21 protein-coding genes are annotated in these 22,065 nt (G+C 44.3%); 2 read left to right on the top strand and 19 right to left on the bottom strand.

Going from position 1 to position 22,065, the window contains the following annotated elements:
• Positions 1-84 precede the first annotated feature (84 nt).
• Positions 85-3,168, bottom strand: coding sequence for an EAL domain-containing protein (locus tag F1381_RS20945; protein ID WP_187355493.1), 3,084 nt, complete (start codon positions 3,166-3,168; stop codon positions 85-87).
• Between the two features lie 182 nt (positions 3,169-3,350).
• Positions 3,351-4,148 (bottom strand): hypothetical protein, encoded by a 798-nt coding sequence (locus F1381_RS20940; protein ID WP_187355492.1) that lies wholly within the window; start codon positions 4,146-4,148, stop codon positions 3,351-3,353.
• A gap of 157 nt (positions 4,149-4,305) precedes the next feature.
• Between F1381_RS20940 and F1381_RS29300 the strand changes: the two genes are divergently transcribed.
• Entirely contained in the window at positions 4,306-4,395 is a 90-nt protein-coding gene (locus F1381_RS29300) for a putative holin-like toxin (protein WP_222850467.1), read from the top strand.
• A 544-nt stretch (positions 4,396-4,939) separates the two neighbouring features.
• Here F1381_RS29300 and F1381_RS20930 read toward each other — a convergent pair.
• The 4 genes from F1381_RS20930 to F1381_RS20915 all read right to left on the bottom strand — a co-directional run bounded on the left by F1381_RS20930 (position 4,940) and on the right by F1381_RS20915 (position 7,789).
• Positions 4,940-5,368 (bottom strand): hypothetical protein, encoded by a 429-nt coding sequence (locus F1381_RS20930; RefSeq protein ID WP_151736791.1) that lies wholly within the window; start codon positions 5,366-5,368, stop codon positions 4,940-4,942.
• Positions 5,369-5,757: 389 nt separating this feature from the next.
• Positions 5,758-6,192, bottom strand: a complete 435-nt coding sequence (locus tag F1381_RS20925) for a helix-turn-helix domain-containing protein (RefSeq protein ID WP_151736790.1) — start codon at positions 6,190-6,192, stop codon at positions 5,758-5,760.
• Between the two features lie 194 nt (positions 6,193-6,386).
• Positions 6,387-7,142: a hypothetical protein gene (locus tag F1381_RS20920; RefSeq protein WP_187355491.1), complete on the bottom strand. Its 756-nt coding sequence runs from the start codon at positions 7,140-7,142 to the stop codon at positions 6,387-6,389.
• A 113-nt stretch (positions 7,143-7,255) separates the two neighbouring features.
• Positions 7,256-7,789 carry a hypothetical protein gene (locus F1381_RS20915; RefSeq protein WP_151736789.1) on the bottom strand — a complete coding sequence of 178 codons (534 nt, stop codon included), beginning with the start codon at positions 7,787-7,789 and terminating at the stop codon, positions 7,256-7,258.
• 151 nt (positions 7,790-7,940) lie between these two features.
• On the opposite strand from F1381_RS20915, the gene F1381_RS20910 reads away from it, so the two are divergent.
• The gene (locus F1381_RS20910; RefSeq protein WP_151736788.1) at positions 7,941-8,189 is read left to right on the top strand and encodes a helix-turn-helix domain-containing protein; all 249 of its coding nucleotides are present in this window, start codon (positions 7,941-7,943) and stop codon (positions 8,187-8,189) included.
• 712 nt (positions 8,190-8,901) lie between these two features.
• Here the strand turns inward: F1381_RS20910 and F1381_RS20905 are convergent.
• The 13 genes from F1381_RS20905 to F1381_RS20845 all read right to left on the bottom strand — a co-directional run bounded on the left by F1381_RS20905 (position 8,902) and on the right by F1381_RS20845 (position 22,065).
• Complete coding sequence (locus F1381_RS20905; protein WP_151736787.1) at positions 8,902-10,530, bottom strand: DUF2357 domain-containing protein; 1,629 nt, start codon at positions 10,528-10,530, stop codon at positions 8,902-8,904.
• Positions 10,531-10,533: 3 nt separating this feature from the next.
• The gene (locus F1381_RS20900) at positions 10,534-12,174 is read right to left on the bottom strand and encodes an McrB family protein (RefSeq protein WP_151736786.1); all 1,641 of its coding nucleotides are present in this window, start codon (positions 12,172-12,174) and stop codon (positions 10,534-10,536) included.
• A gap of 15 nt (positions 12,175-12,189) precedes the next feature.
• Positions 12,190-13,668, bottom strand: a complete 1,479-nt coding sequence (locus F1381_RS20895) for a DNA cytosine methyltransferase (protein WP_151736785.1) — start codon at positions 13,666-13,668, stop codon at positions 12,190-12,192.
• A gap of 515 nt (positions 13,669-14,183) precedes the next feature.
• Positions 14,184-14,438, bottom strand: a complete 255-nt coding sequence (locus F1381_RS20890; protein WP_151736784.1) for a hypothetical protein — start codon at positions 14,436-14,438, stop codon at positions 14,184-14,186.
• A gap of 47 nt (positions 14,439-14,485) precedes the next feature.
• Positions 14,486-16,378: a DUF2075 domain-containing protein gene (locus tag F1381_RS20885; RefSeq protein ID WP_151736783.1), complete on the bottom strand. Its 1,893-nt coding sequence runs from the start codon at positions 16,376-16,378 to the stop codon at positions 14,486-14,488.
• A gap of 19 nt (positions 16,379-16,397) precedes the next feature.
• Positions 16,398-16,727 (bottom strand): MazG-like family protein, encoded by a 330-nt coding sequence (locus tag F1381_RS20880; protein ID WP_151736782.1) that lies wholly within the window; start codon positions 16,725-16,727, stop codon positions 16,398-16,400.
• Positions 16,728-16,866: 139 nt separating this feature from the next.
• Positions 16,867-17,787: a nucleotidyl transferase AbiEii/AbiGii toxin family protein gene (locus F1381_RS20875; protein WP_151736781.1), complete on the bottom strand. Its 921-nt coding sequence runs from the start codon at positions 17,785-17,787 to the stop codon at positions 16,867-16,869.
• Positions 17,787-18,395 (bottom strand): type IV toxin-antitoxin system AbiEi family antitoxin domain-containing protein, encoded by a 609-nt coding sequence (locus tag F1381_RS20870; RefSeq protein WP_151736780.1) that lies wholly within the window; start codon positions 18,393-18,395, stop codon positions 17,787-17,789. Before F1381_RS20870 ends, F1381_RS20875 begins: the two co-directional genes overlap by 1 nt.
• A gap of 171 nt (positions 18,396-18,566) precedes the next feature.
• Positions 18,567-18,875, bottom strand: a complete 309-nt coding sequence (locus F1381_RS20865) for a hypothetical protein (RefSeq protein ID WP_151736779.1) — start codon at positions 18,873-18,875, stop codon at positions 18,567-18,569.
• 39 nt (positions 18,876-18,914) lie between these two features.
• Positions 18,915-19,535: a type 1 glutamine amidotransferase family protein gene (locus F1381_RS20860; protein WP_151736778.1), complete on the bottom strand. Its 621-nt coding sequence runs from the start codon at positions 19,533-19,535 to the stop codon at positions 18,915-18,917.
• A 111-nt stretch (positions 19,536-19,646) separates the two neighbouring features.
• Positions 19,647-20,216: an SF0329 family protein gene (locus F1381_RS20855; RefSeq protein WP_151736777.1), complete on the bottom strand. Its 570-nt coding sequence runs from the start codon at positions 20,214-20,216 to the stop codon at positions 19,647-19,649.
• 112 nt (positions 20,217-20,328) lie between these two features.
• Positions 20,329-21,702: an SEC-C domain-containing protein gene (locus F1381_RS20850; RefSeq protein WP_187355490.1), complete on the bottom strand. Its 1,374-nt coding sequence runs from the start codon at positions 21,700-21,702 to the stop codon at positions 20,329-20,331.
• Positions 21,703-21,789: 87 nt separating this feature from the next.
• Positions 21,790-22,065: a hypothetical protein gene (locus F1381_RS20845; RefSeq protein WP_151736775.1), complete on the bottom strand. Its 276-nt coding sequence runs from the start codon at positions 22,063-22,065 to the stop codon at positions 21,790-21,792.

Genomic DNA, 22,065 nt, shown 5'->3' with positions numbered 1-22,065 from the left:
TCAATCTGACTCGTAACTTGCTGGAATGCTTTGATTCTAGCATGGAGGACTACTGTCTACATAACACCAAAAAGTAATACCTGGTTAAAGGTAAAAGTTATAATGGGCTTCGCTGCGCAGTATCGCCTCAATCTCCGCAGCCGGCAGCGGCTTATAGAAATAATACCCCTGGATCTCATCGCACTGATACTTATTGAAGAGCCCGAACTGCTCCTCGGTTTCAACGCCTTCGGCAATCACCCGGAGCCTCAGGTTCTTGGCCAGCTGAATGATCGTCTTGGCAATAGCTTCATCGTCGTTGCCTGTGGCTATGCCGCGTACAAATTGCATGTCAATTTTGATCCGGTCGACAGGCATGGTCTTCAGTCGGCTTAAGGAAGAGTACCCGGAGCCAAAATCATCAATGGAGATGCTCACGCCCAGCCCCTTCAGTTCGTGAAGCACCTGGATCATATAGTCTTCGCCCTCCGCTGCCGTGCTTTCGGTGATTTCCAGCTCCAGGTGCTCTGGCTTCAGGCCGGTCTCACGAATGGTCCGGTCCACAATGCTCAGCAGATTCCGGTCCTGGAACTGGATGATGGACAGGTTCACGGCCATGCGTACACCGGTCAGCCCCCGCTTCTGCCACTCCTTGAGCTGCCGGCATGCGGTCTCCAGCACCCACTGGCCAATCGGGATAATCAGCCCGTTCTGCTCCGCCAAGGGAATAAATACAGCCGGGGAAATCAGCCCAAGCTCCGGGTGGTTCCAGCGGACCAACGCCTCAAAGCCCACGATTTGTCTGGTGGCTACACTGACCTGCGGCTGGTAGCAGAGCACCAGCTCATTTCTTTCCAGCGCCCGGTAGAGACTATTGGTCAGCTGCGTTTTTTGGAGCGCGGCTTCTTTGATCGCCGGGGAGCACAGGGTGAACTGGTTCTTTCCTTGGTCCTTGGAAGCATACATCGCCAGGTCGGCATTCTTGATCAATTGCTCCGTACTCTCACCATCTTCAGGATATACGGCGATCCCCGCACTGGCCGTAATGATGAATTCCTGGCCTTTGACAATCATAGGCCGGGCAATCGACTTCATGATCGCTTCCGTAAGCTCCCTGATATCTTCTACACGATTGATCCCGGCCAGCTTGATCAGAAATTCATCCCCGCCAAACCGCGAGACCATATCCTGGTCACGTAGACACCCGGATATTCTGGCTGCCACCTGTCTCAGCATCTCGTCTCCTCCGAGGTGCCCTATCGTATCATTTACTGTTTTGAAAGCATCCAGATCAATGAAAAGAACGCCAATGTGCTGATCCGTCCCCGCCGCAGATTGAACCGACTGTTCCAGCTGCTTCTTAAACAACGTATGGTTCGGGACCTCCGTCAAAGCATCATAATACGCCATGTAGCTGATTTCCTGCTCCGCTTCCACTCTGACCAGCGCATCTGACAGCAGATTGGCGAGAATTCTCAGCAGCTCCTGGTGGTTCGGCCCCAAGGCCTTGACTGTCTTGACTGTTGCCAGGAACAAATAGCCCAGATTCTTGCCTTTATTGCTTACCGACACGGAGATCAGCGACTTCATCTGATGCGCTTTGAACAGCTCTTGTTCAGCGCCGGCTTCCGGCGGCAGTCTGTCCACATCCGTTACATTGACCAAGCCTGTCTGCAGGGTCTCGTTCATCCACCAGGGGAAGGCATCCCCGGTCAGCCTGGGAATAATGTCAATCGCGGATGCAACACCTTCGCTGCACCATTCATAGGCTTTCTGCTGTCCAGTTAAACTGACGAAGAACGTCCGGTTTACCTGAAAATGCGCCCCGCACAGCGCTAACAGCTCATTGATTTTGTCATCCAGATCGGCTTCTGTCACCTTAACAAAGTCACCGGAAATCTGCGAGACCATCTTCTGAAACCGGATTTGCGCTTCATTCTCCTCCAGACGCTGGATATACACCCGGTTGACGAAGTAGGCCAGCCAGAGGGTGATACTGAAGATACCAATTCTCGCAAGATAATCCGATCCGTCAACCAGGACCAGGGCTTGCGGCACTCTCAACCAAATGTAGACCTGCACAGCCAGAATAGACAGCCCTATCCAGAGGATCAGCAGCCGGTTATTAAACAGCACGGACAGCATCACAATAATGAACGGCGCAGCCCATACGGTAATGCTTGCAGAAGTAATAAAATTTATGGCGATCAGCAGAATAGATACCAGCATGATAAGAATAAACATGTATTCTTTCACATCCGCTTTGAGCGGGAGGAGCCGGATCACGGCCAACATTGCGCCGATAGCAAAAAAGAACAGACTGAACAATAATACAGAGTCGATATGCGGAAGCTGCTGATTGAAGAAATACTGGGCTGCAAAATGCAGCATTCCCCCGATGACATACACGAAGGACATAATCTTAATGAATCTTTCCATGTTGACTTCGCTGAGGATCTTCCCCGGTTCAGCCCGGCCACTCTTCCCCTGACCCATGAGCCCGTACCGTTTAATCGCATAGAAAATAGCGGTTGTAGGTAAAAGCACAATGATAGGCGCCATTTGCGGAATTTTATAGGATGTATATGCATTTACGACCACATCGGTTAACGTCCCCAGAATCATGGCCGCCGTATAGGTGAACATAAAGAGATAAGCCTGCTTCTTCTTTAAGCGGTCGTCCGATTTCTTCCCCCACTGCCAGAGCAGCAGCAAGCCTGCCAGCGTGAACAGAATATAATACAGGTTGAAGTACACATCCCCCCAGCCGTTCGCCGATACATTCACCCAACCCACTGGAGTATTTACCAGCTTATACTGTTCCCTTGCGGTATCGCTGTAGCCAAAGGCGACAACGTTCACCACTGCCGGAAGGTACAGCAGCACATAGATCCATTTCCTCTTCAACAGGCTGGTCCGTTCTGTCACAATCAGAAAGAAATGCAGCAGTAAGCTGTATACGGTCCCCCAGCCGAGAGAAGTCCATCTGCGCCACAAGAGGGCGGTCTCATAATCCTGCGCCGAATTGGCCACCGAGAAACAAAAGGCCCACACCGCAAGAGACAGGCAGGCTGCAAAAAAGAGACGGTTCGGCTTGCTGCGTGCGTTGATCGACAACGTATATATTCCTAAAATAAAATAGATGGCAAAAGCAATAAACAAAACGAAAGAATAAATATGGGCTGACATGAACGGCCCCTCCATTTGCGCTGGCAGCATGATGTATGTCTTCGAAGAAACCTTATTTTCCAGTGAACATACCTATATTTCGGCAATTATGTGAGGTTCTATTAGTACTAATTTCACACAAAAAACCTTCCGGTTAAGGGAAGGTCAACGCACCGAAATATTGTATTCTTATCTCAAGTCACCTATAAGAACGCACCGAAATAAAACTCCAGCGTCTCCTGAGAATATCCGTCATTGCCCTGCCACTCCGCCACGGAGTTAAAGTCAGAGCTTCCGCCTCTGCGCTTCCGGGGGGTGTCCTGCGGTACCAGCAATCCGGCATAGCCCCAGATCTCCATAATCACATCCCGCTCATTCTTACTGGAAGGAAGCACGTTCTTCCAACGCTTCTCCAGCATCCGCGCACTCTCATCATCCGCACTACAATCACGAACCGCTTCGAGCATTCCCGAAAGTATGGCAGTATCCTCTGCGGTACAATCGGGTGCTTTCTCTTTACTGAACAATTCAAGGTCCAGCCAGCAGTACAGCAGCCAGTTCAGGCGAATCCCGCCCCATTTCACCCGTTCGAAATTTAGCACATTCAAATCCTCTTCGATATATTCCTGGTCCGCCATCAACCCGTAAGCATTACAATCTCCGCAGCTGCTGTAATTCGGCCGGACTGTACTCCGCTCCCCATAGCTATGCGCAGGCAACCCGGAAGTCAGAGCCCAACTGGACAGGGCGCTCCGCAAATGGACTTTCTTGGTAGAGAGACTGTGCAGGAAAGCGGCAGCTACCCGCTCCTTGCTAATAACCTGATGCAGCTCATGCAGCCGCTTAATGATCTCGTCATGGGTAATGGTGACCGGATCGAACATTAAGCCCTTGCTTTTGGCATACTCGAAGGGCTCCCCGGCAAAAGCATCCGGACTGCTCTTCCAGCCGGCTGAGGTCCAGAAGGTGTTCATTAAGATCTTCTTTGCTTGTTTGTCCAATGGGGTCACTTCCTATCTGCTTATGTATAACGTGCTCAATCTTATTTATTCGAGCTTGCAATTGCCAAGTATTCAAAATTTTCCATCCATGTTATAATCGCAGAAGCAATAGATAGGCTTATATGGGCGGTCGGCTAATCTCCCTTGAAGGGAGGTGATGCCTGTGGAAGTATACCAAGCATTGACGCTAATGATTTCGTTTGCGACTCTGGTTGTGTTGATTCTATCTTTCCACAAAAAGAAATAGGCCGCCCCGGTCAAAGGTAGCGGTCCTATTTCGATGGATAAACCTTTTAAGCCTCCGCCCTTAAAAGCGGCTACCCGCGCAGAGAGTCGTGTTAGCCGCACGGCTCTCTTTGCCATTGTACGCTGTTTCTGAGTTCATTATACCACGATGACAATGTTTTACAACGTAAAACAGAGCCCTGTCTTCAATTCTATTCTTCCTATACATTCCTCACCTCAACCACTCTGCCCAATATGTACAATGGGATTATGAACTACCTATAGTGAGGTGTTTATGATGCAATGGCAAGAGGTTCGAAATACTTACCCTGACCAATATGTTCTGCTTGAGATTTTGAAATCCCACACCAAGGATAACACGCAATATGTGGATGAAGTCGCTCTAATTAAGGCCATTCAAGATCCTGACGAAGCAACTCGGGAACTGCTTAAGTGCAGAAACAACAATATCGTGTATCATACTGGGCAGCAAAAAATAACGATCGAATTGAGGAAAAGCTATCGGGCCCTCATTTGAGAACGTGGCCCGTGTGCTGACTATCTCGCTAATCAACAAACCAGGCGTCTCCATTAAACTCACTCCAGTGGAGAGAGAAGCCTTTGGCTTGGATGACCCATTTACAGAAGTGGCTATCCAGACCCAAGATTATGTATAGATAGCACTCTTCTTGTTCTCTCCGCTCGAATTGGAGAATCTCCATGTCTTGCAAGTCAGTGCACTCCATTCGCCGGTGAGGCTTCTCTTCCTGAAATAGAGTTGCATGACTGAGGGATGGATGGGCAAATATCAGCCTGCAGTAATCTGTACTTTTAGCTACAGAATAAGGGTTAAGCGGATGACCCGCAAGTATGTTAACCGCCTCGAGCTCTACAACGATTTCATGGTCCGATACTTGAATGCTATCTATAACCGCATCGTGAAAATCCAGTAAGTCGAAGGTTTCATCGGTTGCTGTGTATCTGAATGTATCCATGGTTCATGGTTCACCACCGGGATTATATGTAGGGGCGTAGTCCTTCTCGAAGGATAGGATAGCCGGGTCTCTTCACGCGAAGCCGCTTGGCATTATCATCTTGCTCATCCTTACGAATGTGTCTTACAGGTTCCATCATCGCTGAAATCACCCCGAACGAACATGGTGAAAGTATTGCGACGGAAGCATAAATCTCCAAGCAGGAGCAATTTCCGACCAGAGCCGAAGTAAGCACCGACTGGGAAAAGTCCTTCAGAAGAAAATAAGCTCAAAACGCCGGCATGGGATACTTGGCGCTTTGAGCTTTTATAGTGTGCGGATTGTGATTGGGTAGTAGTGGAAGGACCATAGGATACATGGTCTCCAAGATATCGACGGTACAGATTAATTTATGCTCCTAATCCGGCATCTTCAATCTTTATGGTTGCCCTCATTCCCATGGCATTCATAACAGCTTCGATTTTTTCTGCAGTGGCACCATAATACTCGTTTCGTTCATCCCGGGAAACCTGTGCCTCCGAAACCTCTAACCTTCTAGCTAACTCCGCTTGCGTCATATTAATGTATATTCTAAAAGCAATCAGGTTTTTTCCTATATCAGTAAATTTATAAATAGGATTAAAGGAACCCCTCTTTATCTTCTCATAATACTCAACTTCTTCCTTTAATTGCTCATGAAAAGATAACAGTGGTTCAATCGCCATTTCGATCTGCTCATTTGTCAGACCCATTTCTGTAAATCTCATTTTTTCCCGGAGGATAAAGTCTTTATCTTGCTTTAACTTTTCCTGTGCTTTTTGGTAAGCTGTCTCGTTTTTAATCATCTTTCTCAGCTCCCTTCATTCAATTGAATATCAACATTATTCCCCTCCAGGAAAGAGGAAATTATACGCTGAGAATAAGTTAACATTTAAGTCAACTTAACATAATTGTTAATTCAATAATAACTAAATATTCCATACATATCAAGCATATCTCATTAATTCAAACGTTATTTCTGGTTCTAAAAAAGCTAAAGCTACACATTCCTCACCTCGACCACCCTGCCCAAATCCACATACTCCGCATGATCCAGCTTCACCTGCACCCGGTCCCTGCGGCGCTTCTCGCGCCATTCCCGCAGTGCATCCTCTGTTTCCAGCCGGAGCTCGGCAATTTCGAGTGCCCGGTCCAGGATATACTTACTCGTGTAGAGAACCTTGTATATCCCTTGGCCTCCAAGGGCGATAGGGGCCGCTAGCCGCTGCCAGGCCTCCACCGTAAACCGCACATACAGCTCTTCTTCGGTACCCGGACGGCAAGGAACCTCCTTGATCTCCTTCCGCCGCACTATCTTCCAATCCGCCACTTTGCCTACCCAGTGAATGCCCGTTCTCGCCGGATCAATAAACTTCTTCCGGGACTGGCACATGGCCACATATTCGATCTGCGTGAGGAGCTTTACATCCGAGACATTCTTAAGCGGCAGATGGTAAAAAGACCGCTGCAGCGCCACCTCCACCTGCCCGGGTCCGCGAACCGAACCGACCAGCACATTCTTGCCTGCCAGCTGGTTGGCATAGTATTCCTTCGTCCCCCGTGGACGGGTGGAGCGCTCATAAGCCCGTTCCGGACTATCCTGAATAATCTCCTCCAGGAATTGCTCCACCAGGCTTGTCGCATTCGGCAGGAACGGCAAAGCGCCGATGTTCAATAGCTCAATGCTTTTGTAGAACCGGTGATTCTTGAACCGCTCCTCATCCGGGTAAGGGAACAGCACATACGCGCCAAACATGCTCCGCTCATATTCACCGGAGCCCGCTTCCTGGTAGACTATGGCGTCGTCACGGTAAGAAAAAAGGATTGGCGTGCAGGTAGGCTGATCAGTTTATCACTTTTCCCTAGGACTTACATACTTTTTTGGCCAGCTTTACAGGATACGTCTTTGTCAGCCAAGACAGAGGTATACGACAACGAGTTTACAAGTTGCATACCATCCTTAAATCCCTGTAAGTATAAGCGTTCATAAAGAATGGCTTGTTTGGAATGAAACTTATCTTCCCAATCTATGAACTCTGGCATACGTGCTAGATCCAAAGAGGCAAACAAGGTTTTAAAAGCCTTACTTTCTTTTTCAAAAACCTGCTCAAGCTCGGATTGATTCTCGATTTGTGCAGATACCTCGTCCAGTCGACCCTGCATCGCCTGTAGAAACCATGATGGGAAGCTCATCCTATCCCCTCCTAAATAGTGATCAAAACTAAAGGTTCCTGCATGTTCGCTTTTCTCCCGATACATCAGATTAACGAGCTCGTCTACCTTGCGGCTCTGAGCCTGAACTGCTTCATTGCTGCTTAATGGGATTCCCTGATCTATGGATGCCTGTCCGAGTTGATTCAGCTTGCACTTCTCTTCCTCATATTTGCGCAAGAGGTGTTGCATGGCACTCCCTCCTTCCTGGAAAAGCTATGTCTGTAGACGATGTATTTAATTTTTAATGCGTTTATCGGTTTATTTTATTTTAATTCGATATTCGCATTAAAACAACATTTACCTCGCATACAATTTGGTTAAATTGTGAGGTGACCCCAAAATGAAGCATCGTGAAGAGCCCCCTGGCGATAAAAATATCATCGGAACCCGGGTTGTAGCTATCCGAAAAGCTAAGCGAATGAAGCAAAAAGATTTTCTTGCTAGGTTACAAACCTTTGGTTTAGACATCAGTCCGACCAGTTTATCAAGGTTAGAGGGTCAGCATAGACTCGTGCAGGATTATGAAGTGGTTGCAGTTGCGAAAGCGTTGGAGGTTTCGGTTGGGGAGTTGTTGGGGGAGGGAGGGTAAGAAAAAGTTTATGTGCCCCTTTCCCTTAACAAGGGAAAATATCCACGGTATCTCCATCGCTTTGAAAAACAAACGCTCTTTATAAACACGCTGGGCATAACTATGCAAAATATATGCAGTGTATAGTAGCTTGTCCTCCGCTCGAAGTAATGTGCATTTTCAAGCATTTCAACAAGTAGGTCCTGATTAAAGGTTTTGAGAATGGAAAGACACATCTGTAGACCTTCTTAGTCTAATCCTTATAGATATACTCAAAACTCCCAGTAGGGTGCGAAAGCCTCCTAACGCTCGTCTAATTAAAAAAGCGGCCCCTTCGGCGGTAGAAGGGGCCCTCGCTGTAAATGAAAAAAGCTTGAATAATGAACTTACTGGAACATCTACAAAAAACATATGATACAAGTCTCGTGCGTAGTAAGCAATTTTCCCACAAAAGGGTACTGCCTGTATCGAACGATTTGTAAACTTGCGGAGAGCTTATACTAAGCAGCTACTATTCTTCTTCAGCCCGAGCTTAGGCATATCGGTCATGAGGTAATCAGTTCACAGAAAAATTGAGAAGCGGATTACACCATGCACATATATAGTTTATTCACCGACCGTACCGGAATATCGAGTTAGTCTTGCAGAATTTCAGAGCATCTTCATTTTGAATATCAAAGAGTTAAACTTAAAAGGCTTAAACTATTTGTAGGCTTATATCTAGAAACAATAATTATAATGTAGAGTCTTTAAGGATATCTTTCAATAGGTTCTCGATTTGACCAAGATCCATTCCTGGCTTTAAACTTGCGGCGCCAAACTTAAATGTCCCTCTATATTCGGGGTGAAATAATCTCCCTGGCATGTTCACATCCTTCCATTGTTCAGCACTAGTACTGTTTAGGTGAGGGGTCAATATATACGCTCCGCTTACTACACTTTTATATTTCCCAGTGGCCTCTGAGACTAAAGCATCTCTATAAGTATGAATCGACGTAAGCGCATCATTTAAATTGTTATCAATCCGATATTTCGCATCCAGTACAATAATATTAGCATTTTCTAAGAACTCCAATGTAATATCAGGTCTTAGCTCTCTGCTATATGAACCTATACCGTTTTCTTCAACCCAGTATTCTTTATATGTTTTTTGATAACATAAAAACACTTGGTCGGCAACTTCCAGAATAACATTATTAGCTGAAACAACGACTTCTTTTTCGGTTGACATTCCAAATAATTCGTTCGTGCTAAATGCGGCGGAGGGGAATATTGAACTCAGTGCTCTTGTAATACGTAGAAAAGACCAAATCTCATAAAGCTCAAAAGTTCTAGCTAAAGGAACATTTAAAAAGTCACCAACTACATTTGAAATCCCCTTAGTAAAATCATTATATATCATCAAAAACTTATTATAAATTGGTATTTTTTTATATACTTGAGTAGCTAAAACAGGTGAATACGAATCACTTACGTCAGTAAACACAGGGAGATTCACTAGTCTTGCCAACCTAATTGATAAACTTTTACATTTCTTTGCCCAACTTAGCTTTAATGAGACCTGATCATCTTTTCGTTTTTTAGCCAATTTTTCTAAAGTTTCGCCCATTATCAATAGCCATGTTGACCATTTTTTTAGAGCAAATTTGATATCTCTATGCTCTCGCACATCTTCATTTAATCTCTTTTCATCAATAAAAATTTGTGTAGGCATGTATGTAAGCCCGCTGCCGTTGGTTGCTTTTATAAGAGGTGATGATCTTATAGATTTGTTAAATAGCCTTGGTTCAATAAACCCAGCCTTATTAATGGATACTTTATTAAAGCTAGACTTTAAAATTCTTTGTGGATTTTTGTTTATTTCATGTACCACTTTTTCTAGTTCTTCTACTCTTCCTTTTAAAAATTCTAGTTTTGCTATCTGTGGAAAAGCTTTACCGTTCCCTTTAGATAGCCCCTTTTTAAAATTTGATAATGAAAGTAAAGCAAAGGTATCGTCTAAAATGTCCCTAATCATTTGGTCAAAATCGGTTTTCGTTAATTTCTTTAATTCGGGATCCACTTCTAATGAAAAAGTATACTTGTTTAATTTTCCCAGATGTAATTCAAACTCAACGATACCGGCATTAAAGCCGATTTCCCACTCCCATTGTACGATTGTTGGACTAGGAATATCTTTTTTCAAACGAGTTCCTTCAATATATATTTGTGCAGCGTAAACATCTGGCGGGTTTCTTAACTCGAAATAGTACCGCTTATTTTCATGTAGGCTCACTTGTATTACAGTACTTTCTTCTGGCCATATCCTACACAAGGGCTGTGTAGCTCCAAGCTCGTTCAGTAGTACCAATTCCGAATGCATGACTCACCTCATAAATTGAAATGATCCGAAATCATCTAGTTCTAACACTAACTCTTCAATAATATTTTTGCTTTTTTTATAACCAGAAAGTATCCCCTTTAGTTCACTCAGTAACACTGAATGTCTTTCTGTCCCTTTCAATTTTGGTAGTATTTTTTGGCAGATGAGTTCATCAATAACACTATTACTTGAAGAGACACTATGTCTATTGGCGAAAGCTAAATATAGTATGAACTCCTCAATTGTTCTGTACCCAAAGGACATTTTATATTTTTTCAAGGTACTATATAATCTCGTGAGCAACTCACCGCACTGTTGTACCACAGGTTCTAATTCATTATCCTTTCTTATTAACGAATTAAAGAATCCATCAATGTCAATTTCGGACATATCAATAAAACTAGAACGATCAAGTACTTTATCACTAAAAGGGTGTGTTGACTCATCAATATTCACCGTTCCGATAATAAACATATTATGCGGAATGGAAATTTCCGAGTGTATATCCACGTTATTACTACCCCGAATTGGATTTATATGATTATGAAGCTGCAGTAACTCTCCTGATTCAATGGCACTTAGCACATCAGCAAAGTAGTATTCCACCTTGGCTAAGTTCATCTCATCTATACATACAAAGATAGGAGTTTCAGGGTTTTGATTTGCTGTAAGAACAGCCTCTAGAAAGGAAGGAACAATATATTTATTAGAGATCACATCGAAATATCCAGTCAATCCACTAGGGTCAGTCCAATCTGGTCTAACTGGACACATAAAAAAGAAGGGGTCTTTTTGATTCTTGTTAAGTATTCCGTGTATTGCTTTAGAATAAAGGATAGCCAGTTGAGTTTTTCCAGTTCCGGAGATACCACCCAGTATTACAAAATGTTTATAGGCTAGGTGATTTAAAGCTAAATGGTATTGTTCAATCAATTTAGATTCATAATGCCCCCCGAGTACCTCAATAGACTGTTTTATTTCCTCTAATTCAACTGCTACCGGCATTCTTCTTAACTCTGGCGAAATATCTGGCTCTATTCCCCATGTATCCGGTATACATATTAATTTATCACTACCCACAATATCGGACAAATAAGAAAGAAATTCTTTTTCAGCATAAGTATCTTTCCCGTCTCGTGATCTAGCGTAAGTAGAATAATAAATCTGGTCAATACTTGGAGCGGGTCCTAGAGAACTCTTTTCAAAGTCTAAAGACTCCCAAAATCCTTTATTTCTTAAATATATTTTACCATCTTCTGATAGATACATTGGCACATTATTATTGCGGTTAGAATATTGGATTAGAGAATTATTAGAGTATTCTAAGTTATCAGCATCTTCCTCACTTTGCCCCTGTGCTGAGTCTTTCATTAAATTCAAACGTTCAATGAATTTATGCGCTTCTTCCTTAATGTAAAAGGCTAAATACAATTCATTACCCGGGGGGAACTTAGCAACACAAAGAATTAAAAAACTTTCATTTTGAGGATCTAATTTTTCAAAGTTAGCAACTCCTAATTGTAACCCACCACTAAGCACATCCAGCCCATTAGAAACACCAAAACACATTGAGACCTTACTGTTTTCTCCTGTAATAGCTTTTATTTTCTCTCTAAATAATACCGAACGAGTTTTAATACTCAAAGTTATAAGCACTCCTTAGATTAAAATCTCCCTTTTCACCTCTAATAATTGCTTCAGATTTACAGCTATAGCTGAAGCCATCATTGGCGGTACAGCATTACCTATTTGGCGAAAGGCAGGATTCATTGTACCTTCAAATTTAAATGCATCAGGAAAGGATTGTAGCCTTGCAGCCTCTCGTACCGAAATAGTTCTTGCTTGATTACTATCATAATGAATATGAGAATAACCATCCTTCTCAAGATGAGCCATTAAGGTTCTTGCAGGCAGATCACCTTCCATTTTTCTCCACTTGTTAGGGAATTTACTTGCATCGTATGGAGGAACTATTTTCGCTTTTAATTTTTCATATTCCTGAGTATCCTCCATAATAGTTAAACCATCTTTTTTAAGTTCCATCACCTTTTCATTTAATATATCAAGTGCTACATTATAAGCTTGTGGGTATTGGTCTCCGGGTTGCATACGTTTAAAAATCGGATAATCTCTTGGTAATAGCCGAATAACATGGTCTGAAATACCATCTGTGCTCTTAAAATGACCCCAATTACGCATTACTTTAGCATAATCTGACACTTCTACGTCAGCCGGATAGGGTATAACCTCAGTAAACCTTTTTGCTCCTTTTTTCATCTCACCCTTTAAATGATTTGTAATTTTAGGGAGATCTCCTAAAGCTTGTTCTGCAGTTATGGCAGGTTCCAAAGTTGTACTTGATAACGGCGGAGAGATGAACCGTGTATCATTAGCTAATTTTTCAATCGTTTTCAATGCTACTTTCCTAGCGTTCTCATACCCCCTTGGAATGTCTATCCAATGAGAGGGATTAGGAAAAGAAGGATCTACTTTCATATCTTTAATTGTAGCTATCAAAAACATTCGTTCTCTCATCTGAGGAACACCATAGTTTACCGAATTTAAAATAGTATATTTACAAACGTAACCAAACTCCTCAAGAGCTTCACACATTTCCTCTGCAATATTATGGCCACCATAATTCAGTACGTCTGGTACATTTTCCATAACTATTGCTAATGGTTGTAATGCTTGAACATAACTTAAATATCTCAGATAAAGATTCCCTCTAGGATCTTGTTTAAATGCCTCTGGATGTTGGGCAACCTCTCTTAACTTAGCTCGCCCTATGCGAGTATACGCTTGACATGGTGGCCCCCCAATAATAACATCAATTAATGACTTGGGATCCTCACCAGGATAGAACTCTTCTAATAAATCTGAAGGTTCCAACTTAGTAATATCGCGTGCTTTCGCAAATAGATTTCTTCTCTCTTCCGATTCATTTTTATGAAAATTTCTAGCATACGTTTTGGCTGCTACTTCATTAATTTCTACATTTGCAACCATCTCAAAACCTTGATTAAAAAACCCTAAAGAAAGACCACCACAACCCGAGAAAAGATCTAACACGCGCGGTCGTTGTTGTTCTCTTAATCTTATAATTTTTTGTTGTATATATTTTTTGTCATTTATCATTTAATTTAACTCCTTTTGTATATAAGTTGCACATATGCACTAGAAAATAGTTACACAAAAATTTTATATTATTCGACAACAAAATACATCAGAGTGATTATACCATTGCACTCAAGAAAAAACACATACCGTTCAATATTGCCAATCTTTTTACCAATTAATTTTTTGGTTATATTATTCATTTTATAATAACGAGATTGTTTTTGATGGAGCTAAAATCCAATCAAATTTAAATATTGGATCTTGGTAATAAATTGATATTAATTGCAGCTGGCATAATATGCTTATATTTTTCCTCCGCTCAACTTGATAGCTTTTTTATTAATGATTTTCATAAATGATGTTTTTTTCATAAAACTTTCATTCCTAGATACTTTACTTTTGATTTTGTATTTCCTGATTTTTTTATTAAAGCAAAACCAGCTGTCCTTTTAAAAATCGATTTACTTAATAAGCCAGTGCGGACAAAAGCTCTTTGGCATGCTCTATACTTATTCTGTTTCAGTTCATTTCTATTAAACGACCTCCGGCATAATTTCCCTGGTATCTCTCCTGACCGCATCAATGTCGTCAATGTTGATCGGAACTTGGAGTTCTGGATCATTCATAATATCCAGCTCCATCTGATACCCGCTGATGAAAGTGGTTTCATCACTCATATTGAGGATGTTCTTCTTACCTACCCGATATATCCGCTCCAGGACCTTCCCTTCAATAACAAAAGAGGAAAGGCCTCCTGGCTCCGGGTCACCCCCTCCCCATTCATCCAATCCTCATCTCTTCATATCTATGATCTAACTCTCCATCGCCCTTACTCTTATCCCGATATCACCACCGAACTCTGGATAGCCAATCTCCTCTGCAAGTACGCCTTCAAATGCGGGTCCACACAGTAGATGTAGCACCCCTTCGTTCCCCGGGTCATTAACGTCCGGTAGGTGTTGCGTATAATTTGATCGGCTAGGCGGAGGGCCTCGTCCTTATCCTTCTTATACAAGCTCTTGAAACCTGAGAGAGACTTATCCGTCTTTGCACGCTTGAACGGGTCGGTGACGATACGGTTATTCTCATAACGCATATCCTCGCCAATGATCACTCCGACATAGTCAAATTCCAGTCCCTGTGAGGTGTGTATGCAGCCCACCTGTTCAACGGATTCAGGGTCGATTGCCCAAGTCGTCGTGTTGTTAAGGTTCCAGCTCATGAAGAATTGATAGCGGTCTAATTGAATGTCATGAACGCCAGGATTGTCCTTCCCGTCCTTCTTCCAATCCCAGCAGTAGCCGGCAAGCATTCTTGCCTTATTATTGATCTGATTCTTGCTGAAGATCTCGTCCCGTAATGCATTCGGGTCATCATAGAGCCTGATTTCATAGTCGAAATCGAAGCCGTCTGCGTTTGCCGTTTCACGGATATCCAGTACATCCTCGAGCCATGCCAGATATCCATCAGAGCCATTGCACCGGAATTGAGAAGCCAAGGTCAGCTCCGTGATATCCGCATCCATTTGTTCAGCATACTGTCTGATCTGCTCCTTGCTGCCTACATCGTGCATTGCGATCCTCTGATATTCATCGATAAAAAATACAGAAAACCGCGCAGCGCGGATAATCTCCATGGTTTGATTCAGGCCTTTATTCTTGAACAGACCCGACTTCTCATTTAAGCGATGGGCCTCGTCCACGATCAGGCAATCGAATTCATTGGGCAAGGCTTCGTAGTAAACGCCTGATCCCTTAAACAGGTTATCAATGACCGATCTCTTCACGTTCTGCTGCAGCTTTTTCCTGTAAACCTCACGAGGCGCGCTGTTCTTGGTTACATATTGGCAGACCAGCTCTCGTGACGTAAGCTCTACCAGCAGATTAATGCCGAGCACCGACTTGCCTGTCCCTGGTCCGCCTTCAACAATCAGGACCTGCTTCTTGCCCGACTGGGCTTGCTGCGCCAATCTCAACGCTTCCTCATAGACTACCTTCTGATCGTCAATCATGATGAATTCCTGATTTCCCTGCAGCATGCTGACGAGTGAATCCTGCAGCGATTTAGAGGGTTTGATTTTGCCATGCTCAATGAGGTAAAGCGATTTGCTTCTATCGGTTTTCTTAATGTAGGTTGCAATAAACCCTCTTAGCTTCAGAGCATCTCCCTTTGAGAAGATCGGAGCTTCCTCCAAATATTGATTGTAGACAGGATGCAATAGAGGATCTTCCTCGGCCCGCACATAGTTATGTAAATAAGCACAAGGATAGAGCTGGACCGCTTCGTTCTGCACGGTCTCATTATAATCACTAATCAGCTGGGCATAAGACCATGCCTGAAAAGAAGGATGCGGCGTTCTAGTCTTCGTACGGTTAAAGTAGGTTTTGACAAGGCCATCTGCATCCTCAACCGTTTCAACTTCTGTCCATTGCTTAAGCTCGATGATGACGACGGTATATTGGTCCTGTTCGTTCAAGCCCGTAATCATGAAGTCGATTCTTCTCGAGGTCGCTGGTATTTTATATTCAATCGCGATGCCTGCGTCATCCGGAATGGCCGGTGTATTTAAGACTTTATAAAGGTAGTTCATGGAGTTGTTCCAGGCATTGATTTCGCTCATGGAGACTCTGCCGGATTTCTGCACGAACTGGGTATGGATCTTTACCGCAATACTATCCTCGGTTACATCGTTCATAAATTGCTGCTTGGTCGATTCATAGATAATCATGGAGCTCTCCCCTATTCGTTCACTGACGCGTGCTTTTTTGCGAGCTTCCCTTGGAACGGGATATCGGGTATTTCTCTGCGTTTTTGTTTATTTTCTGAAGGATGGCAGCCTTTACGTCGATTTGTAAATCATGAGCGAGCGTTAGCGTGTAGATGAGAATATCAGCGATTTCGTCCTGCATATCGGAATAATGCTGCTCTATGGCTTGCTGGCTGTTCTTCCACTGGAAGAGCTCCAGCAGCTCGCTCGACTCCAGCGAGATGGAGAGCGCCAGGTCCTTGGGATCATGGAATTGCTTCCAGTCCCTTTCGTCGCGGAATTGGATCATTTTCTCGATTAATTCGTCCATGTGTACCTCCGTCATGTTGTTCAGATTCAGTCTCTACCATTTACAAATAATGATAGCCCAATGCTCCCTGTAAATCCACGAAATTCCTGCAGAATAAACCGAAATAGACTCCTGTTCATCAGGAGTCTTCATGGCTGCATTAGTTCTGGTTAAGCCAAACCCTATTCTCACAATTCCATTGACCAAAGAACTCAACATCATGGATTAAAGATTGATATAGCGGCTCTAGAAAATTAACCAGGCAATTCATCACATCTTGGAACGCAAGCGGCTCCTCAATCCCTAATCGACGCATGAAAGCCATCCATTGCTTTGTTCGGCTTTCATCATCTGCAAACTTTGCCAGAAATAAAGGATGTTCCTTTTCGAGTACTGTCCCCCGACGCTGAAAGGTTTCGAACACCGCTTCATAAAGTACCCGTCCATCAAAATCATTGGTGCTTAATAGCATATAGATATCGTAAAAATCTTTCATTCGACTATTCATGACTGACAAGGTAATCATAGCTTCGAACTTTTCGGAAATGACAGATTCCTTCGAATATGCCTGCACCTGTGGTGCTTCCATATCAAGCAGAACCGGATAGTCAATGAGTTGCGGCTTCGGAACCACGACATCTCCAAATCCTATATCAAACTGCAGGCTCTTTCTCATTCGCCCTAGAAGCGCCGTTACCTTGATTCTTACGCCCTCGTAATCGGCATCCTCTTTAATCCTTTCCGTTGTCATTTTGTCCAGCTGAAATTCAACTCCATCTGCAGGGACGTCTATCGAACAAATCATCACAAATGAATCTCTTAAAGTTTCAAGCTCATTGGCTATCTGTCTGGCGAGAAAATCAACGTCTTTAGTTGGACGCGCCTTGAACTGAGTCTGCGAGAACAGAAACAGCCCGCCCTTTAATATAAATTTGTCCTTATAATCAGATACAGACAAGCGATATAAGAAACGCTCTTGAAGGTACAGCAGCAGCAATGTATCAAATGCTTTTCCCGAGGTCTTGGCAATATTCTTCAAACGTTCAGCAACAGAGGCAGGGATATTTTTAATATCACTCATTAGATCAACACCTCGAGATATTTTTGCAAAACAGTCCGAATCCGCAACTGGTCAGCATAGGAGACCAACTTGGTTATATTTTTATGAGGAGATTGAAGGTAGTTTCTCAAACCCTCTTTCATCAAATCAATCCCAATCTTTTCACGGTATCGCACTATATCGCAAATTGTTTTTTCCCGATCATAGATTCTAACGACTGTGCCATCCACGCTAATCTCGTCTATACCCACTTTAAACTGAGCATCTGCAAAAAACATTATTTTAATGGGCGGATAGTCTGGAAGCCTTGGTTTCTTTCCGCCGCGATGAATGGCTATTTGGTATTCCCAAGGATTATACGTTGTCAGTTCGTAGTGGGATAGGGCGGAGAGGAGACATACAACCCCTTTAGGAACCAGCTTTGACACTTCTATAATTTCATTCAATGGTTCGTTCGTTTGGCTTGTACGTCGATAGACACCCTGCTTTAGCCGTTCAATTTCACCGATGGATTCCAGCTTTTTCACATAATAAGAGGAAAGCCCTGCTTCTTTAAAATCTTTAGTTCGAGCAAATCCATTATGGTTGTCTAGAACTCGCATTGCCGCAGCCACAACCTGCTTGTTCATACAGTCACCACCGTTCACAATTGCTTAGAAACAGATCTTGATAAGGTATTCGAGAATGCTTTATATATCCCTTTAAATTATTCGCAAAAAGTTCTGCACTTAGACGTAAACGCAGAAAAAACCTATAACCATTTATTTGTTATAGGTACGGCAATTCTATAGATTCTATTTTCACACAAACCCATCCTCAGGCTCACCAACATCATAACCCAATACTTGTGTTGCTTCTGATTTAAACCTCTCGATCCAGGAGTCCCAATCACTCTTAGTCATCTGTGCATAGAAGGATAGCCCGCTTGGCTCAACGGAGGCCTCAATATATACCTCATCCTTTTCCTGCCCGAACCAATAGGGAATTCCATTGTGATACCCGATCCAGCCTGGCATAGCCTTATAGATATCGGCAACCTTACTCCACACTTCCTCAGGCAGATCATGCCATATATTTAGGTTACATTGATGAGCGCTTATTCTGTTCATTTGCCCTCCCCCTTTGCCTAAGACTTATAGCAATTATACTCACAATCCCATCAACTCATAGAAATACTTAGGCTCGTGAGTCTTGTTAAGGTTATACCAGGCCTCTAATTTATTGGAAGGAAAGACATCCAGGGCTTTCAGGACGTGAACGGTAAACTCCAGCGGGGCCAGTCCAGATGCGGTAATCAGCTTTCCATCCGTTACAGCAGGCTGCGGTTGATAGAGCAGTTCGCCTGTGTACACGGGGCTGACCATTCGGAGATACTCCAGATCATTGCTCGTGTGTGCGCGTGAATTCAACAAGCCCGCCTGGGCAAGTCCTGCGGTAGCCCCGCAGATTGCGGCAACCCAGCCATCTTCCTCTAAATATCGCTTGGCGGTTTGCAGAATGGGCTCGTGAATGGCTTCGGTCCATGTCTCCCCTCCCGGTAAAATCAACATATCCGCATTTGTCAGGCTGCACTCCTGCAGGCTGATGTCAGGCAGGATGGTTAATCCGCCCATTGTAGTGATAGCAGACTTGTCTATCCCTACGGTAACTATTGTGGATGCGGCTTGCCTCTCTTTATAGTATCTTCCCGAATTCAGTTCAGCCGTCAGGTATCCTATTTCCCAGTCTGCCATGGTGTCGAACACATATAGATATACGGTATGGTTCATGTATGCTCCTCCTACAATGTAATACCTGTATAATAAAACAGCTCCACTGACATCCGCTGTCAGTGAAGCTTTTATAGCCGGTAATATTCTGTTAGTGGGACACGCCGGAATTCAGCATCCACCCCGCCGCAGCTCATAAAAATACTGCACCGCCGGATGCTTCATCCTCATCTTCTCCCTCATGCCTAGAATCCGCTTCTTTCCCACTCGCTTGTCCACGAGGGCCAGGATATTCAGCAGGATATCACTGCTCTCCAGGCTTTCCTCTATAGGCGTAGTCAGGAACTTATTCGCCACAACGTTGAAGTTCGATTTAGTTAATGCAGCCTGTGCGGACAACAGCTCTTTGGCATGCTCTGTGCTTAGTCGGTTCCTGGCCATGATGATCAGGCGATCCTCCGGCACGGTTCCCTTATTAGCTTGTCTGACCGCTTCAATGTCGTCACTGCTGACCGGAATCTGGATGTCTGGATCGTTCTTGATCTCCAGCTCCGTCTGATACCAGCGGATGAAGGTGGACTTATCGTTCATGTTGAGGATGTTCTTCTTATCGACCGAGATGTAACAGGTCCCCGATTTATCCGGTGAATAGCGGTAAGCGGGTGCGCGGTATTCGACCCTTCCATTTAACGCAGGGCTTAGAAAGCTCTCCAGCTGTTGCTTCAGTTTGCTCCAGGACATGATATCCCCCCTCTATAACCAAACAGAGGAAAGGCTTGCTGGCTCCGGGCGGGTCCCCTTCTCCATTCATCCGATCCTCGATGTTCGTGTGTTATTTATTTTATAAATGCCATCATTCGGTAAACGGGCTCTCAGGCAACCCCAGCGCTATACGTAAAAGGTTCAGATTAGGGAATTCCGGATTTCTTCGGTATTGTTCATATTCTCTTCGCTGCACCAGCATTTCGGTACTATCTTCGGGCTGCTTCTCTTGTTCATCGCGAACCCCTTGCCATAGCAAGGGCAGATTTCCGTAGGCCGCAATCTCTTGCTCGGAGAGGTTCTTGTCGGTTATTATGTTGTAGCCTTTAAGAATATAGTCTTTGGGAATTTGATGGGCTTCTCGTTCTTCTCGGACCCGGATCAGACCGGCAGCTGCAGACAGCTCCGACTCCAGCAGCTCCAGTGCAGCTTCAAGCTCTGCGCTCTGCCAACCATGGACGGTTACCCCCTGTCTGCCAATTTGGATATTTACGAATTCCTCCAGGACATGAATTTCGTCCAGGCCAAGACGTTCCCGGCGGTCCGCTGGTATTGCAGCCCATGCCTTGTCCAGTTTTTCCGCCCGGCTAATGATAATGTTATTCTCTGTAGGGCCCGTCCCCGGTGACAGGATATATTCGTCTTTTCTCTCGAGCAGCATGTCCGCCAGCAGCTCGGGACGCTCACAAGTATATTCTCGCGTTACATAAGTTTGCTCCCTCATATCCTTCAGCGTGCTGAGCGGCTTATCTTGTCTGCTGTTAATTTGGCTGCATAAATTGAGCATTTCCGGATAGTTCGCAGCCAGTATGTCCGCAGGTGACAGCTCATATCCTGAAGCCTGCGTAATTGGATCGTGCAACTGCTCTACCCGGGTCATTACCGCCGCTTCCACATCAGGGTGGCCCCACATAAACACCCCATGGATACACCAATCCTCCACATAGGGCTCAAGCATTCCGATGGATACGGTCCAGGGAGGAAGCTTGGGCATCGTTTCACAGTAAGGCATACGGTACCTTGCTTGAGACCAGATGTCCTCAATGATCTGACCTTGCTCATATCGGTCTACCAGCTTATAGCAGGAAAGCTTCATGTCCCGCCATCTTTCAAGCATCTCCCGGTCCTCCCCGGAATATCTCTGGCCTCTTTCTTCCAGGAACCATTCGATTCCACGCAGACCGCTATCATATACTTGATAGAAATAAGCACGCATGTCGCCGGCCCCGTTTCTGTAATAGCCTAAAGAGGAGTCAAAGGGTTTATATTTCTGATGGTCGAATGCCCACTCACCGCCCTGCTTTTGAGCCACGAAGGTATATAAGTCATTGGTCAATTTTTGTTTCCGCTCAAAAAAACGCCGGCTCTTCGCCTCCAGTGTCTGAGCCTCCGACTGCTTCAGCATGCAGCATTGCTTGTACTTTTTCCCGCTTCCACAAGGACAAAGGTCATTTCTTCCTGCCATGGTATACGCTCCTTCAGGATAAGTATAATGAAGATTCCTGCGTTCCCCCGGATCAGGGGCCAAACCAGGCATTGCCTTCAATAAAGCTCAGACATTCCGCAAGCCTGCCCCATACAATGCGACCCATTGCCCGTTGTGGCGCTGAAAAGCTGCCTCGCATTGGTCGCCGCGCACATCAAATAGTGTAATGCGTGCCATGGGAAACTCTGCATATTTGCCTTCAATTAAGGGTTTGATGAATTGGATTTCCGGGTTATCCCAGCCATACTGTTCATACAGGCGATATAAATAGATTCTTCCCGCTTTAATCTCAACACGATACACCTTTTCGTTTAAATCCGCAGAGTCCGCTATGGCTTGCAT

The organism is Paenibacillus tengchongensis (assembly GCF_008973665.1).
GTDB classification, from domain to species: Bacteria; Bacillota; Bacilli; order Paenibacillales; family Paenibacillaceae; genus Paenibacillus_AQ; species Paenibacillus_AQ tengchongensis.
This window is presented reverse-complemented; position numbering and strand designations above follow the sequence as displayed.

Excerpts from the sequence above, each read along its gene's own strand:
- F1381_RS20945 (WP_187355493.1), bottom strand. The coding sequence starts at position 3,168 with ATGTCAGCCCATATTTATTCTTTCGTTTTGTTTATTGCTTTTGCCATC.
- F1381_RS29300 (WP_222850467.1), top strand. The coding sequence starts at position 4,306 with ATGCCTGTGGAAGTATACCAAGCATTGACGCTAATGATTTCGTTTGCG.
- F1381_RS20930 (WP_151736791.1), bottom strand. The coding sequence starts at position 5,368 with ATGGATACATTCAGATACACAGCAACCGATGAAACCTTCGACTTACTG.
- F1381_RS20925 (WP_151736790.1), bottom strand. The coding sequence starts at position 6,192 with ATGATTAAAAACGAGACAGCTTACCAAAAAGCACAGGAAAAGTTAAAG.
- F1381_RS20920 (WP_187355491.1), bottom strand. The coding sequence starts at position 7,142 with ATGTTTGGCGCGTATGTGCTGTTCCCTTACCCGGATGAGGAGCGGTTC.
- F1381_RS20915 (WP_151736789.1), bottom strand. The coding sequence starts at position 7,789 with ATGCAACACCTCTTGCGCAAATATGAGGAAGAGAAGTGCAAGCTGAAT.
- F1381_RS20910 (WP_151736788.1), top strand. The coding sequence starts at position 7,941 with ATGAAGCATCGTGAAGAGCCCCCTGGCGATAAAAATATCATCGGAACC.
- F1381_RS20905 (WP_151736787.1), bottom strand. The coding sequence starts at position 10,530 with ATGCATTCGGAATTGGTACTACTGAACGAGCTTGGAGCTACACAGCCC.
- F1381_RS20895 (WP_151736785.1), bottom strand. The coding sequence starts at position 13,668 with ATGATAAATGACAAAAAATATATACAACAAAAAATTATAAGATTAAGA.
- F1381_RS20885 (WP_151736783.1), bottom strand. The coding sequence starts at position 16,378 with ATGATTATCTATGAATCGACCAAGCAGCAATTTATGAACGATGTAACC.
- F1381_RS20880 (WP_151736782.1), bottom strand. The coding sequence starts at position 16,727 with ATGGACGAATTAATCGAGAAAATGATCCAATTCCGCGACGAAAGGGAC.
- F1381_RS20875 (WP_151736781.1), bottom strand. The coding sequence starts at position 17,787 with ATGAGTGATATTAAAAATATCCCTGCCTCTGTTGCTGAACGTTTGAAG.
- F1381_RS20870 (WP_151736780.1), bottom strand. The coding sequence starts at position 18,395 with ATGAACAAGCAGGTTGTGGCTGCGGCAATGCGAGTTCTAGACAACCAT.
- F1381_RS20865 (WP_151736779.1), bottom strand. The coding sequence starts at position 18,875 with ATGAACAGAATAAGCGCTCATCAATGTAACCTAAATATATGGCATGAT.
- F1381_RS20860 (WP_151736778.1), bottom strand. The coding sequence starts at position 19,535 with ATGAACCATACCGTATATCTATATGTGTTCGACACCATGGCAGACTGG.
- F1381_RS20855 (WP_151736777.1), bottom strand. The coding sequence starts at position 20,216 with ATGTCCTGGAGCAAACTGAAGCAACAGCTGGAGAGCTTTCTAAGCCCT.
- F1381_RS20850 (WP_187355490.1), bottom strand. The coding sequence starts at position 21,702 with ATGGCAGGAAGAAATGACCTTTGTCCTTGTGGAAGCGGGAAAAAGTAC.
- F1381_RS20845 (WP_151736775.1), bottom strand. The coding sequence starts at position 22,065 with ATGCAAGCCATAGCGGACTCTGCGGATTTAAACGAAAAGGTGTATCGT.